Here is a 12,813-nt window from a genome sequence, read left to right on the forward strand (position 1 = left end):
CCTGCTCGGCTCCGCGACGGATTGCCGTGCCGGACCAAGCGATTAGAGGTGCGGCATGGACGATTCATCCTACCGCCGCGGGGTCGGCGTGATGCTGATCAACGCCGACCGCAAGGTCTGGGTCGGGGCCCGAGTCGATAATCCGGAGGACGCCTGGCAAATGCCGCAGGGCGGGATCGACGATGGCGAGGAGCCGTGGGCGACGGCGCTGCGCGAGCTTGAGGAGGAAACCGGGATCGCGCCCGCGCTGGTCGAGCGCATCGCCGAATGCCCGGAGCGGCTACGCTACGACCTGCCCGAAGACTGGCGGCCCAAGCTGTGGGGCGGGCAATGGCACGGGCAGGAGCAGGACTGGTTCCTGGCACGCTTCCACGGCTGCGACGACGACGTGAATATCGCCACCGAGCATGCAGAATTCCGCGCCTGGAAATGGGTCGAGCCGGCTGATCTTCCCGAGCTGATCGTGCCGTTCAAGAAGGAGCTTTACCGGCAGCTCCTCGACCGCTTCGCCCAGTGGCTGGACTAGACCCGCACCACCCCGGAAATCGATTCCGTCATGCGATGGACGCAATCGCGGATCTGCGGATCGACATCCGCCGGGATGCGCTCGTCGATCGCCGAGCGTGCGTCGAGGTAGGTGCCTTCGACCTGCACCAGCTCCATCGACCAGTCGGGAAAGCTGCGTTCCTGAATGGTGCGCTCGTCGCGGATTTCGACGCCGCTGTGGCGCGTGTCCCGGCGCAGGCGGGCGACGAGGTCGTTGACCGCGGTCTCCGACCCTTCGATGACCTGGAGGAAGCGCGTGCCGTTGAACACCAGCAGCCCGGTGATGCCGTCAATCGCGTTGAGATCGCGCGCGGTGCGATGGATTTCTTCGAGCTGTTCGGCCGTCAGGTCGAGCGCCGCATGACTGATATAGGTTAGCGATTTCAATTCCATAGCGCCATCGTAACGATATTCGCGAGCGGCACAAGCCGGGCACGACGGGCGGTGTGGCGTTGACGGCGAGGCCCCGCTAGGGATGGCCGCCATGGGGGCACTGACGACCACCGAAGCGAGCGCAGTCGAACGCGCGGCCGCCGAGCCGATGCTCGAGCAGGTGCTGGCGTGGAGTGCGATAAACAGCGGCTCGCGCAACCTCGACGGGCTTGCCCGGGTTGCCGGCCAACTGGCGGACGCTTTCGCCGGCCTGGGCGGCGACGTCGCGCTGGTCGATGCCGACCGGGTCGAGGCCATCGACAGTGCCGGCAAGCCATTCGAAATCGCGCATGGGCAGCACTTGCGGGTCCGGGTGCGGCCGGAGGCGCGGCTGCAACTGCTGTTCACCGGCCACATGGACACGGTCTTCCCCGCCGACCATCCCTTTCAGGAGACGCGCTGGCTTGACGATGGCGTGCTTGGCGGCCCGGGCGTCGCCGACATGAAGGGCGGGATCGCGGTGATGCTTGCGGCGCTGAAAGCAGTCGAGGCAGCCGGCGCCGATGTCGGCTACGAAGTGCTGATCAACAGCGACGAGGAGGTCGGCTCGCTCGCGTCCGCGGCGCTGATCGCCGAGGCGGCGCGGGGCAAGCGTGCGGCGCTGACCTACGAGCCGGCGGCGCTGCCCGACGGGACGCTTGCGGGGGCGCGGCCGGGCAGCGGCAATTTTGCCTACACCGTCCGTGGCCGATCGGCGCACGCCGGGCGCAATCCCGAAGACGGGCGCAACGCGCTGCTCGCCGCCGCCGACCTGGCGCTTCGCCTGGAAACGATGCGGCGGCCCGGACTGTCGGTGAACCCGGCGCGGATCGAGGGCGGATCGCCGACCAACGTCGTCCCCGACTTGGCCGTCCTGCGCGTCAACCTGCGCCCCGCAACGCCGGAAATCGAGGCCGACGCGAAAGCGGAGCTGGCGCGGCTGACGGCGCTGGTCGCGCAGGAGCGCGACGTCGCGATCCACGCCCACGGCGGATTTGCCCGGCCGCCCAAGCCGATGACCGCGCCGATGGAGCAATTGTTCGGGTTGGTGCGGACCGCGGGCGCGGACCTTGGCCAGGCCATCGGCTGGAAGCCCACCGGCGGCGTGTGCGACGGCAACAACATCGCCGCCTGCGGGGTGCCGGTGGTCGACACGATGGGGGTGCGCGGGGGCAAGATCCACAGTGACGAGGAATATCTGATCGTCGAATCCTTGGCCGAGCGCGCCGCGCTGTCGGCGCTGACCGTGCTTCGGCTTGCAGGAGAAGCGGCGTGAGCTGCAGGATCAGGGCTGCGCGCGAAAGCGATGTTGGGGCGCTGTACAAGCTGGCGAAGCTGACCGGCGGCGGCTTCACCAACCTGCCCGCCGAGCGCAAGACGCTGGCCGAAAAACTAGAGCGGAGTGCGCAGGGTTTCGCGCGAGAAAGCGAGAGTCCCGGCGACGACCTGTACGTCTTCATGCTCGAGGATTTCGAGACCAAGGCGATTCGCGGCACCTGCCAGGTGTTCGGCGCGGTCGGGACCGATCGGCCATTCTACAGCTATTTGATTTCGACCCGGACCCAGAAGAGCGCCGAGCTCAACCGGGTCTTCCACAACCAGACGCTGACGCTGACCACCGACCTCGAAGGCTCAAGCGAGGTCGGCGGGCTGTTCCTCCACCCGCAGGAGCGCGCTGGCGGGCTGGGCGTGCTCCTGGCCCGATCGCGCTACCTATTCATCAAGGCGCACCGCGAGCGCTTCGCCGACACCGTGCTGGCCGAGCTTCGCGGCGTGATGGACGAGCGCGGCAATGCGCCTTTCTGGGATGCGCTTGGCGGCCGATTCTTCGGCATGAGCTTCCCTGAAGCGGACGACTTCAACGCGATCCACGGCACGCAATTCATCGCCGACCTGTTCCCGACGACACCAATCTACGTTTCGATGCTGCCCGAAAGCGCGCGCGAGGTGATCGGCCAGCCGCACCCGACCGGGCGCGCGGCGCTGCGGATGCTGGAGAACGAAGGGTTCGAGTGGGACAGCTACGTCGATATATTCGACGGCGGGCCGACGGTGACCGCATCGACCGACAAGATCCGCGCCATCCGTGAAAGCACGACGATCACCGTCGCCGAGGGCATTCGGGAGGACGGCGAGACGATGCTCCTGGCATCGGGCCGGCTCGCCGACTTCAAGGCCTGTTACGGGCAGGTGGTCCGCGACGGCGACAGCGCGCTGGTCGACCCGAAGGCGCTGGCGATGCTCGAAGCCGGGCCGGGCGACAGGCTGCTCGCGGTCAAGCGCTGATGCCGCTGTCCGAAATCAACTTCGACGGGATTGTCGGGCCAAGCCACAATTATGCCGGGCTGAGCCTTGGCAACCTTGCCTCCACGCGCAACGCCCGGCGGCCGTCGCACCCCCGGGCGGCGGCGCTGGAAGGCATCGTCAAGATGCGGGCCAATCTGGCGCTCGGCCTGACCCAGGGCATCCTCCTTCCCCACCCGCGCCCCAACCGGCGCTGGCTGGGGCAGCTCGCAACGTCGATCGAGCAGGCCGAGCCGGCCCTGGCCATCAATGCGATGTCGGCATCGGCGATGTGGGCGGCCAATGCGGCGACGGTTTCCCCCGCCCCCGATACCGCCGACGGCCGCTGCCACCTGACCGTCGCCAACCTCAAGACGATGGTCCATCGCAGCCACGAATGGCCGGCGACTCTGGAGCAGTTGCAGGTGGCATTCGGGTCGGACGCGTTCGTCGTCCACCCGCCGGTCCCGCCGGTCTTTGGCGACGAAGGCGCGGCGAACCACATGCGGCTGTCGCCCGCTTACGGCGAACCGGGGGTCGAGCTGTTCGTCTATGGCCAGAGCGGCGGCCAGTTCCCTGCGCGCCAGCATTTGGAAGCGTGCAAGGCCATCGCCCGGCTCCACCAGCTCGATCCGATGCGCACCCTGTTCATCGAGCAGTCGGAGGAAGCCATCGCGGCCGGCGCGTTCCACAACGACGTGGTGGCGGTCGCCAACGGCCTGGTGCTGTTCGCCCATGAAAAGGCATTCGCCGATCGCGGGGCCGTCCTCGACCGCTGCGCCAGCCTGCTGCCCGGCTTCGAATATGTCGAAGTGCCGGAGTCCGAAGTACCGCTGGCCGACGCCATTTCGTCATACCTTTTCAACGCTCAGCTGGTCAGCCCGCCAAGCGGCGAAATGACCTTGGTCGTCCCGACCGAAGCGCGCGAGACGCAGAGCGTCTGGGGATGGATAGAGCGCCACCTTGCCGGCAACGGCCCGATCCGCCGGGTCGAGGTGGTGGACGTTCGCGAATCGATGGCCAACGGCGGCGGCCCCGCCTGCCTGCGGCTTAGAGTCGTTGCCGATCCCGAGACGATCGACCCGCGCTTCCTGGTCGACCAGCAAAAGCTGGACCGGGTCGCGGCGGTGGTCGAGGAATGCTGGCCAGTCGCAATCTACAGCGACAACCTGCAATCGCCGGAGCTTGTCGCCACCGTCGAGCAAGCGCGCAAGGCGCTGCTCGAGACGCTGGAACTGACGGAACTTATCTGAGCCTGTGCCGCAACGGGACAGTCACGACTTAACGCGCCTTTAACCCTATCCATTAGGAGGTTTTCGGCTCAAATCCGCCGTCGAAGCGTTCAGGCGTTAAGATATGGCGATGTTCAAGAAAATCGGTCGACTGTTCACGATCAAGACGCGCACCGAAGCGTGGATGGTGATCTATGCCATCGCGGTCGGCGCGGTGGAGCGCGGGCATCATTACCTGCAAACCTATCCGGGATTTGGCGGCTGGCTGCTGGCGGTTGCCTGCACGGGCGTCGTCTTCGTCGCCGGCGGCAAGCTCCTGGATTCCGTCCGCCCCCGCAACGCAGCCGCGGCCGGGCCATTCGCCGCGGTTCAGCTGCGCCGGGCGCCGGTCATTCGTAGTCGACCCAAAGCACGCCGCGTGCATTCTGGTGGAGCGTCACGACCTTGGCCTGGCACAGGTTCACCCCAGGCCAGATCACCATCCGCCCGTCCGGAAGCGTAGCGCGCAGGTCGAACGCGCAATCTTCATTCTTGAACTGGGCGGAGCCGCGGCCACCCTTGACCACCGGGACCGGCGCCACCGTCAACGGCTGCCATACGGCGGTGCCGAACCGGCGCACCGCAAGGCCCGTCATCTCGACGTTCGTCGCATTGACCAGCGTGAAGTTCGCGGCCTGCGCGAACGCAGGAACTGGCGACAATGCGATGATTGCCGCCAGCCCCAATGTCATCGTTCGTTTCATGGGCGCAATATAAACGCCCGCCCGCCGCTAGAAAAGCGGCGCCGCGCTCAGGCCGCGTCGAGCTGCGGGTAGACCGGCCAGCGGCGCTGGACGACCGTTGCGCTTTGCCCGTGGCGATGGCTTTCGGCCAGCGGCAGCGCCGTGGCGCAGAAGGCGCATTCCGCGAGCATCCGGCCGATGTGCCAGTGGGTGCGGCCGCATCCCGGACAGTGGTTGACCTGACCTTCGCGGTAGGTGGCGTGATAGCCGCGGACTTGCGGGTTGAACGGGTCGCGGTTGCTGTGAAGTGCGTTGAACACGACAGTATCCTTTAGAAGCATTTACCGTCCAACGAGCGACGAATCGTTAGGTTTCAGCGGTCGTTCGTTATCGTCCCAAATTGATTATGCTCCCCTTGGCGGCGCGCATAGCGGCAAGGGAGCGAACGTCCCGGGCCGGGACGGCTGTGGATATTAACTATCCTTTAGTTTTTGATGCGCATCGTGCCCATGACCAGGGGGACTTACGTCATGGAGTCTAACGAGCGTTATTATCGTCGCCGGGCGTTCGAAGAGCGGCTTGCCGCGCAACGGGCGATGACCGAGCAAGCGCGGGCATGGCACGCAAAACTGGCGGAAGATTTCGCCATGCGTGCGCAGGGGCAGCTAACCGCCCTCACCGCCTAGGCCGGCGTTCTTCCAGCTTCCGCCTGCGCCTCAAAGCGGCGCTGCGTCCGCTCCGCCTTTGCGCAGGAGCAGCATCAGATTATTGGCGGGCATCGCCCGCGTTTCGGCCAGCGCCAGGCCACGTTCGCCGGCAGCCGCCGCAAAAGCTTCCACTTCCCGCAAACCCCAGTTCGGATCGCGCGCCTTCAGGTCGGCATCGAAAGCCAGGTTGCTTGGCGCGGTCGCCACGCCGGCGCGGAGCCATGGCCCGTAGAGGATGAGCGGCGAACCGGCGCCAAGCAGGCGCGCCGCACCGTCAAGCAGCCCAAGCGCCGCGGCCCACGGGCTGATGTGCACCATGTTGATGCTGACGATCGCCTCCGCCGAATCGACCGGCCAGTCGGGCGCTGCGGCGTCGATCTGGACGGGCTCCAGCAGGTTCGACAGCCCAGCCTCCTCCCGCCAGGCGGCGATCGAGGCCAGCGCTTCCGGGTGAACGTCGCTCGGCTGCCAGGTCAGGCCGCCGAAGCGATCAGCGAACCAGGCCGCATGTTCGCCGGTGCCGCTGGCGATTTCGAGCACCAGCCCGCGTTCCGGCAACCAATCGCGCAAGACTTCGGCGATCGGCTCGCGGTTGCGCAGCGCAGCCGGGGCGGAGCGGCGGCTGCCGTTGGCGGGCGCCTCGTAAAAGCGCCGCTGGCTCAGCGGCCGCCCTGCTCGCTTGGCGTTGGCGCTTCACCGGCCGACGGCACCGCTTCCTTGTAGGCCAGGACGGGCTTCCTTGCCGCGAGCGTCTCGTCGAGCCGGCGGCGCGGGGCGAAGACCGGCGCGGCCTTCAGGCTTTGATCGCCGGCCTTCGCCCGTTCCGCAATGCTGCGCATCGCCGCGATGAACTGGTCGAGCGCGGCGCGCGATTCGGTCTCGGTCGGCTCGACCAGCATCGCGCCGTGGACAACCAGCGGGAAATACATGGTCATCGGGTGGAAGCCTTCGTCGATCAGCGCCTTGGCCAGGTCGATGGTGCTCAGGCCGCCGCCGAAGCCGCGGTCGGAGAAGATCGCCTCGTGCATGCACGGCCCGCTCTTCGCGAAGGGCGCATCGAGCACGTCTTCCAGGCTGCGCAGGATGTAGTTGGCGTTGAGCACGGCGTCCTCCGCGACCTGGCGAAGGCCGTCGGCGCCGTGGCTGAGGATGTAGGACAGGGCGCGCGTGAACATGCCCATCTGGCCGTGGAAGGCGACCATTCGGCCGAACGCCTGCGGATGCTCGTCGCCGGCGCTTTCTTCCTCGACCAGCCGGTAGCCGTCCGAATCGCGGGTGACGAACGGGAGCGGCGCGAATGGCCCCAGCGCCTTTGACAGCACCACCGGCCCGGCGCCCGGCCCGCCGCCGCCATGCGGGGTCGAGAAGGTCTTGTGCAGGTTGATGTGCATCGCATCGATGCCGAGGTCGCCGGGGCGGACCTTGCCGACGATGGCGTTGAAGTTGGCGCCATCGCAATAGACCAGCCCGCCGGCCGCGTGGACCGCTTCGGAAATCGCGATCATGTCCGGTTCGAACAGGCCGCAGGTGTTGGGGTTGGTGATCATCACCGCCGCGACGTCGGGCCCGAGCCGGGCTTTCAGTGCATCGAGGTCGACTCGGCCGGCGGCATTGGCCGGGATGTTCTCGACCCGGTAGCCGGCGAAGGCGGCGGTCGCGGGGTTGGTGCCATGGGCGCTTTCGGGAACCAGCACGACTTCACGCGCATCGCCGCGCGCTTCGAGCGCCGCACGAATGCACAGCAGACCGCACAGTTCGCCATGCGCGCCGGCCTTGGGGCTCATCGCCACCGACTGCATGCCGGTCAGCGTCAGCAGCCAGCCGGCCAGGCTCTCGATCAACTCCAGCGCGCCCTGCACCGTTTCCTGCGGCTGCAACGGGTGGATGTCGGCGAAGCCGGGCATCCGCGCGACTTTCTCGTTGAGGCGCGGATTGTGCTTCATCGTGCACGAACCGAGCGGGAACAGCCCCAGGTCGATGGCGTAATTCTGCCGCGAAAGGCGGGTGTAGTGGCGCACCGCCTCGGGCTCGCTGAGGCCGGGAAGGCCGATGTCGCGGCCGCGCGCGAGGCCGCCGAGGCGCGCTTCGTCGAGCGCGACGGCTTCGATGTCGACGCCTGTCTGGTCGTAGCTGCCGCGTTCGAACAGCAGCGGCTCTTCAAGCTGCAGCGCGCGGTTGCCGGTGACGGTCGGCTGGTCGCCGGGCGCGTCGTTGGTCGGCGTCGACGGGCGCCATCCGGAAGGGTTGAGGGTCACGCGCAAACCTCCTTCAGGCCAGCTTCCAGGGCATCGATATCCGCATCGGTCACGGTCTCGGTCACGGCGATGACGAGGCCGTTGGCGAGCGCCTGGGCGCCGGGATACAGCCGGCCGAGCGAGACGCCGCCAAGGATCCCGCGTTCGACCAGGGCGTGCACCGCCGGCCGCGCTTCGACCGGGAGCCGGACGGTGAATTCGTTGAAGAAGCTGTCGTTGACCAGATCGACTCCGGGAAGGCTCGAAAGCCGCCGCGCAACATTTGCCGCGCGCGAATGGTTAACCTCCGCCAACTGTCGCAGGCCGGCCTGCCCCAGCAGCGTTAGATGCACGGAGAAGGCAAGTGCACAGAGCCCCGAGTTTGTGCAGATGTTGGAGGTCGCTTTCTCCCGCCGGATATGCTGTTCGCGGGTCGACAGGGTCAGCACGAAGCCGCGCTTGCCCGTCGCATCGACCGTCTCCCCAGCCAGACGCCCGGGCATCTGGCGGACGTATTTTTCACGGGTAGCGAACAGGCCGACATAGGGCCCGCCGAACTGCAGGCCGACGCCGATGCTCTGCCCTTCGCCGACGACAATATCGGCGCCCATTTCGCCCGGCGACTTGATCAGCCCGAGCGCGACCGGCTCGGTGACCACGGCGATCAGCAGCGCGCCCTTGGCATGGGCAGCTTCCGCGATCGGGGCGAGGTCGGTGATGCGGCCGAGGATGTCGGGATATTGGACGACGACGGCGCTAGTCTGGTCGTCGATGGCGTCGATCAGGCGCTGCGCATCGGTTTCGGCGGTGAGGTCCGGGACGGCGGTTTCAAGGACATCGCCGGTGAACTTCGCCATCGTGTTGCAGACGCTGACGTAATGCGGGTGCAGCCCCGACGACAGGATCGCCTTGGTCCGACGCGTAATCCGGCGCGCCATCCCGATCGCTTCCCAGCAGGCGGTCGAGCCGTCGTACATGGATGCGTTGGCGACGTCGCAGCCGAGCAGCCGAGCGACCTGGGTCTGGAATTCGAACAGCACTTGCAGCGTGCCTTGCGCGATTTCCGGCTGGTAGGGCGTGTAAGCGGTCAGGAATTCGCCGCGCTGGATGATGTGGTCGACGCTGGCCGGGATGTGGTGCTTGTACGCGCCGCAGCCGAGGAAGAACGGCACTTCGCCGGCGACCATGTTCTTGCGCGCCATCGCCGCAAGTTGCCGCTCCACCGACAATTCGGAAGCGTGCATCGGAAGCTCGCGGATAACGCCGTCCAGGCGGGCGCCTTCGGGGATATCGACGAACAGGTCGTCGATCGCATCGGCGCCGACGGCGGCAAGCATTTGCGAACGATCGTCATCGCTCAGCGGCAAATAGCGCATTCAGGCAGGCTTTCTCATGATGAAGCGGAGGCGGACGTAATCGGCGATTGCGGAACCGGCGCGGTCGGCGACGGCGCGAGCGAGGTCTTCGCGCTCTTCGTCGGGGACTCCGGCGCGGTCGAGCCAGCCCCGACGGAAGGTGGTGACCCAGGCGGCGACGCCATGTTCAAGCTCGGTCGGCCGGTCGATCAGCCGAGCGTCAATCTGGGTGAAGCCTGCCGCTTCGTAGACGGCTGCGAAATCCTCGGCCGAGGCATACCAGTTGGAGGCTTCCAGCGGCGGCTGATAGCCGCGAATCACCAGCTCCGTATCCAGGGCTTCGCGCAGGTGCTCGAGATTTCCCTCGCCGCCCATTTCCCCGGCGAAACGCCCGCCGAGGCGAAGCGCTTCGAAGACGGCCGCCGCGACGCGTTCCTTTTCCAGCATCCAGTGCAGCGCGGCGTTCGAGAAAGCGGCATCGAACTGGCGGTCGAACTCCATGTCCGCCGCGTCCATCAGCTCGGCAAAGAGCCCGTTCGCCCTGGCCGCTTCGACCAGCTCGGGCGAATTATCGACGCCAACCACTTCGGCGCCGCGATCGATGATTTTGAGCGACAGGGCGCCGTCGCCGCAACCGACGTCGAGGATTCGCTCCCCCGACCGCGGGTCGAGCAAGTCGAGCGCCGCCTGGCCGAGCGCCGGCACGAACGCCCCGACGCGCGCATAGTCGGCGGCGACCCAGCTGCTGATCGAGGCGGGCGTGGCGTTCAAGGACCGAGCTGGGGTCAGAGGGTCTTCACCCATTCGCGGTAGGCGGCTTCGTCCATCAGGCCTTCGAGCTCGCCCTGGTCGGACAGGCGCAGCTTGAAGAACCAGCCCTCGCCTTCGGGATCGCTGTTCACCAGCGCGGGATCGTCGGCGACGGCCTGGTTGCCTTCGATCACTTCGCCGCTGACCGGCGCGTAGACGTCGGACGCGGCCTTGACCGATTCGACGACGGCAGCGTCGCCGCCCTTGGTCAGCTGCCGGCCGGCGTCCGGGACTTCGGCGAAAACGATATCGCCGAGCGCGTTCTGCGCATGGTCGGAAATGCCGACCGTGGCGGTGTCGCCGTCGACTTTGATCCATTCATGGTCGCGGGTGAAATAGAGGCTCATCAATCAGGCTCCCTTGCGATGATAGCGGTGGGGGACGAACGGCATCGCCGCGACCGTCGCTTCGAACAGCTTGCCGCGCTGCTCCAGCTTTAACTGCGTGCCGGGTTCGGCCAGGTGCGCGGCGACATAGCCCATCGCAATCGGCCGCTGCAGCGTCGGCGAAAAGCCCCCGCTGGTGATCCGGCCCACCTGGTTGCCTTCGCCGTCGAGCACCAGCCCGCCTTCGCGCACCGGCTGACGCCCAGCGACGTCGAAGCCGACGCGCTTATTGATCGGGCCGCTGTCGAATTCGGCCAGGATCCGCTCCGCGCCGGGGAACCCGCCTTCGGCGCGCCGCCGCTTCTGGATGGCGAACGTCAGGCCGGCAGCCACCGGCGTCGTGTCGGTATCGAGATCGTGTCCGTAGAGCGGCAGCCCGGCTTCCAGCCGCAACGAATCGCGCGCGCCAAGCCCGATCGGCTTGACCCGCTCATCGGCGAACAGGGTCTCGGCGAGCTTCTCGGCGTGGGTGGCGGGGACCGAAAGTTCGAACCCGTCTTCGCCGGTGTAACCGGACCGGCCGAAGCCGAGCGCCACGCCCTCCCATTCGCGCGACGTGCCCTGCATGAAGGTGAGCTCGTCGGCGACGCCAGGCCAGAACCGGTCAGCGACCTCGGCCGCCTTGGGACCCTGCAACGCCAACAAGGCGCGGTCTTCGAGATGATTGAGTGTGACTTCGTCGGGAAGCCGTTCGCGAAGGTAGGCGATGTCGTCCCACTTGGTGGCCCCGTTGACGACCACGTAATAGGCTTCCTCGTTCCCTTGCGCGACATTGGTGACCATCAGGTCGTCGACGATCCCGCCATTGTCGGCCATCAGCAGCGAATAGCGGATTCGGCCCGGCTTCAGCCCCTTGATATCGCCGGGCAATACGGTCTCGAGCGCGTCCGCGGCGCCTTCGCCGGTGACCATCAGCTGGCCCATGTGGCTGACATCGAACAGGCCCGCGTTTTCGCGGGTCCACAGATGCTCCGCCATGATGCCTTCATATTGGACGGGCATCATGTAGCCGGCGAATTCGACCATTCGCCCACCCTTGGCGCGGTGCCAGCTGTCGAGCGGCAAGGTCATGGGCTCGGCCGGTGCGCCCTCCCCGCCTTCGGAATCGCCGCGATACGGTTCGCCGCGCGCCATAGTGTGCTGGTCGGTGGGCCCGTTGTGGACTTCTCGGCTCATTGGATACGGCTCCGCGACATTGGCCGCACGGCGCCATTGCCGCCCAGCCTCATCGCCCCCGTCTGTCGCTGCGCCTGAGAGCTTTGCCCCTTCGGCGGTCCCGCGCCTGACGCTCGGGACACTTTCCAGACTGTCAGGCCCGCGCGGTCCTGTTGCCTGAGAGATTCCGGAGGCGGTTGCTCCTTCGGCGCCGGTCAAGCTGTTGAGAAGCTTGCCCGAACTCTCCCGCGCGGCCTTTCCGGCAATAACCCGCCGGAGACGCGCCGAGCCTTGGCTTCGCCTGCTTCGCGAGTCAACGCCGACTTAAGGGCGGCTAGCGGGTGGCGTTGTAGCGCAGCTGATCCTGCGACAGCTGGAAGCCGACCAGGTGCTGGAACGTGGCGCGAGCGACGGCATCGCGGATCGTCGGATCGGTCAACGGATCGATCGCGGCATTCGTGTCGCCAACCCGCCGCCGCGCCGTCAGCACCTTGCGAACGCTTTCCGGGAGGGTCGCGGCCGCACGCGAAATGCGGACGGTCCCCTGCCCCGCGGTGATGGCGCGATTGCTGCCGGCCGGAAAATTGATCGCAACCCCGGCAAGCTTCTTGGCGACCACCTGGTTGCCGGCCTGCATCGCGATATCGAAATACGGGAGGACCACCTGCCGCGCGGCTCCGGCGTCGCGGCGCGTCGCCACGACCTGGAACACGGCGGTGGAGATAAACTCGCCCGCCGTTTCCGTGCAGGTGGCGCGAACGTTGGTGATTGCGGCGGTGACGTCCACTGCCCCCGCCTCGCGGCTGTCGCCGGGGTTGAAGAGCGTGATGTCGCCGGTCCCGGCCGGGATCGCGACCTGCGGACAGCTGCTCCGGACCGTGTAAATGCCGCCGTCGTCAATCGTCCCGGCGGTCTTGCAGCCGGCGAGAGGAAGCATGAACAGAAGCGCGGAATAGCGAAGCTTCACTGATG

At 67.1% G+C, this 12,813-nt stretch carries 16 protein-coding genes and 2 riboswitches; of the genes, 5 read left to right on the forward strand and 11 right to left on the reverse strand.

Features of this window, described 5'->3' with window-relative positions:
* Nucleotides 1–55: 55 nt before the first annotated feature.
* Nucleotides 56–526 (forward strand): RNA pyrophosphohydrolase, encoded by a 471-nt coding sequence (locus G7078_RS08240; RefSeq protein ID WP_166094930.1) that lies wholly within the window; start codon nucleotides 56–58, stop codon nucleotides 524–526.
* Here the strand turns inward: G7078_RS08240 and G7078_RS08245 are convergent.
* Nucleotides 523–933, reverse strand: a complete 411-nt coding sequence (locus G7078_RS08245; RefSeq protein WP_166094932.1) for a BLUF domain-containing protein — start codon at nucleotides 931–933, stop codon at nucleotides 523–525. The two genes, G7078_RS08240 and G7078_RS08245, sit on opposite strands and share 4 nt — an antisense overlap.
* Nucleotides 934–1,030: 97 nt before the next feature.
* Between G7078_RS08245 and G7078_RS08250 the strand changes: the two genes are divergently transcribed.
* The 3 genes from G7078_RS08250 to G7078_RS08260 are packed head-to-tail and all read left to right on the forward strand — an operon-like array spanning nucleotide 1,031 to nucleotide 4,493.
* Nucleotides 1,031–2,233 (forward strand): hydrolase, encoded by a 1,203-nt coding sequence (locus G7078_RS08250; RefSeq protein ID WP_166094934.1) that lies wholly within the window; start codon nucleotides 1,031–1,033, stop codon nucleotides 2,231–2,233.
* Nucleotides 2,230–3,243 (forward strand): arginine N-succinyltransferase, encoded by a 1,014-nt coding sequence (locus G7078_RS08255; RefSeq protein ID WP_166094936.1) that lies wholly within the window; start codon nucleotides 2,230–2,232, stop codon nucleotides 3,241–3,243. The genes G7078_RS08250 and G7078_RS08255 overlap by 4 nt, the downstream gene beginning before the upstream one ends.
* Nucleotides 3,243–4,493 carry an N-succinylarginine dihydrolase gene (locus tag G7078_RS08260; RefSeq protein WP_166094938.1) on the forward strand — a complete coding sequence of 417 codons (1,251 nt, stop codon included), beginning with the start codon at nucleotides 3,243–3,245 and terminating at the stop codon, nucleotides 4,491–4,493. The genes G7078_RS08255 and G7078_RS08260 overlap by 1 nt, the downstream gene beginning before the upstream one ends.
* Nucleotides 4,494–4,545: 52 nt before the next feature.
* Here G7078_RS08260 and G7078_RS11020 read toward each other — a convergent pair whose 3' ends face one another.
* Genes G7078_RS11020 through G7078_RS08275 form a run of 3 tightly spaced genes read right to left on the reverse strand, consistent with a single transcriptional unit; the run spans nucleotide 4,546 to nucleotide 5,514 of the window.
* Nucleotides 4,546–4,896, reverse strand: a complete 351-nt coding sequence (locus tag G7078_RS11020; RefSeq protein WP_166094940.1) for a hypothetical protein — start codon at nucleotides 4,894–4,896, stop codon at nucleotides 4,546–4,548.
* Nucleotides 4,862–5,203, reverse strand: a complete 342-nt coding sequence (locus G7078_RS08270; protein ID WP_166094942.1) for a hypothetical protein — start codon at nucleotides 5,201–5,203, stop codon at nucleotides 4,862–4,864. Before G7078_RS08270 ends, G7078_RS11020 begins: the two co-directional genes overlap by 35 nt.
* 59 nt (nucleotides 5,204–5,262) lie before the next feature.
* Nucleotides 5,263–5,514 carry a hypothetical protein gene (locus G7078_RS08275; protein ID WP_166091717.1) on the reverse strand — a complete coding sequence of 84 codons (252 nt, stop codon included), beginning with the start codon at nucleotides 5,512–5,514 and terminating at the stop codon, nucleotides 5,263–5,265.
* 174 nt (nucleotides 5,515–5,688) lie between these two features.
* Between G7078_RS08275 and G7078_RS08280 the strand changes: the two genes are divergently transcribed.
* Nucleotides 5,689–5,880 (forward strand): hypothetical protein, encoded by a 192-nt coding sequence (locus G7078_RS08280; protein WP_166094944.1) that lies wholly within the window; start codon nucleotides 5,689–5,691, stop codon nucleotides 5,878–5,880.
* Between the two features lie 30 nt (nucleotides 5,881–5,910).
* On the opposite strand, the gene G7078_RS08285 is transcribed toward G7078_RS08280, so the two are convergent.
* The 7 genes from G7078_RS08285 to G7078_RS08315 form a co-directional block, all read right to left on the reverse strand.
* Nucleotides 5,911–6,564 (reverse strand): DUF938 domain-containing protein, encoded by a 654-nt coding sequence (locus G7078_RS08285; protein ID WP_166096286.1) that lies wholly within the window; start codon nucleotides 6,562–6,564, stop codon nucleotides 5,911–5,913.
* Entirely contained in the window at nucleotides 6,561–8,156 is a 1,596-nt protein-coding gene (gene gcvPB / locus G7078_RS08290; RefSeq protein WP_166094946.1) for an aminomethyl-transferring glycine dehydrogenase subunit GcvPB, read from the reverse strand. Before gcvPB ends, G7078_RS08285 begins: the two co-directional genes overlap by 4 nt.
* The gene (gcvPA, locus tag G7078_RS08295) at nucleotides 8,153–9,511 is read right to left on the reverse strand and encodes an aminomethyl-transferring glycine dehydrogenase subunit GcvPA (RefSeq protein WP_166094949.1); all 1,359 of its coding nucleotides are present in this window, start codon (nucleotides 9,509–9,511) and stop codon (nucleotides 8,153–8,155) included. The genes gcvPB and gcvPA overlap by 4 nt, the downstream gene beginning before the upstream one ends.
* Nucleotides 9,512–10,261, reverse strand: a complete 750-nt coding sequence (locus G7078_RS08300) for a class I SAM-dependent methyltransferase (RefSeq protein WP_246166322.1) — start codon at nucleotides 10,259–10,261, stop codon at nucleotides 9,512–9,514.
* A gap of 14 nt (nucleotides 10,262–10,275) precedes the next feature.
* Nucleotides 10,276–10,647: a glycine cleavage system protein GcvH gene (gene gcvH / locus G7078_RS08305; RefSeq protein ID WP_166094953.1), complete on the reverse strand. Its 372-nt coding sequence runs from the start codon at nucleotides 10,645–10,647 to the stop codon at nucleotides 10,276–10,278.
* Nucleotides 10,648–10,650: 3 nt separating this feature from the next.
* The gene (gene gcvT, locus G7078_RS08310) at nucleotides 10,651–11,757 is read right to left on the reverse strand and encodes a glycine cleavage system aminomethyltransferase GcvT (RefSeq protein ID WP_246166549.1); all 1,107 of its coding nucleotides are present in this window, start codon (nucleotides 11,755–11,757) and stop codon (nucleotides 10,651–10,653) included.
* Between the two features lie 163 nt (nucleotides 11,758–11,920).
* Nucleotides 11,921–11,995: riboswitch (glycine riboswitch) on the reverse strand.
* Nucleotide 11,996: 1 nt separating this feature from the next.
* Nucleotides 11,997–12,100: riboswitch (glycine riboswitch) on the reverse strand.
* A 75-nt stretch (nucleotides 12,101–12,175) separates the two neighbouring features.
* A complete protein-coding gene (locus G7078_RS08315) occupies nucleotides 12,176–12,808 on the reverse strand; it encodes a hypothetical protein (RefSeq protein WP_246166324.1) in 633 nt (210 codons plus the stop codon).
* Between the last annotated feature and the right edge of the window lie 5 nt (nucleotides 12,809–12,813).

The sequence above is a fragment of the Sphingomonas sinipercae genome (assembly GCF_011302055.1).
Lineage (GTDB): Bacteria > Pseudomonadota > Alphaproteobacteria > Sphingomonadales > Sphingomonadaceae > Sphingomicrobium > Sphingomicrobium sinipercae.

Bases quoted from the DNA above. Each gene is read 5' to 3' on its own strand.
- gcvH (WP_166094953.1), bottom strand. From the start codon at position 10,647: ATGAGCCTCTATTTCACCCGCGACCATGAATGGATCAAAGTCGACGGC.
- G7078_RS08250 (WP_166094934.1), top strand. From the start codon at position 1,031: ATGGGGGCACTGACGACCACCGAAGCGAGCGCAGTCGAACGCGCGGCC.
- G7078_RS08280 (WP_166094944.1), top strand. From the start codon at position 5,689: ATGCGCATCGTGCCCATGACCAGGGGGACTTACGTCATGGAGTCTAAC.
- gcvT (WP_246166549.1), bottom strand. From the start codon at position 11,757: ATGACCTTGCCGCTCGACAGCTGGCACCGCGCCAAGGGTGGGCGAATG.
- G7078_RS08260 (WP_166094938.1), top strand. From the start codon at position 3,243: ATGCCGCTGTCCGAAATCAACTTCGACGGGATTGTCGGGCCAAGCCAC.
- G7078_RS08270 (WP_166094942.1), bottom strand. From the start codon at position 5,203: ATGACATTGGGGCTGGCGGCAATCATCGCATTGTCGCCAGTTCCTGCG.
- G7078_RS08240 (WP_166094930.1), top strand. From the start codon at position 56: ATGGACGATTCATCCTACCGCCGCGGGGTCGGCGTGATGCTGATCAAC.
- gcvPA (WP_166094949.1), bottom strand. From the start codon at position 9,511: ATGCGCTATTTGCCGCTGAGCGATGACGATCGTTCGCAAATGCTTGCC.
- G7078_RS11020 (WP_166094940.1), bottom strand. From the start codon at position 4,896: ATGCACGCGGCGTGCTTTGGGTCGACTACGAATGACCGGCGCCCGGCG.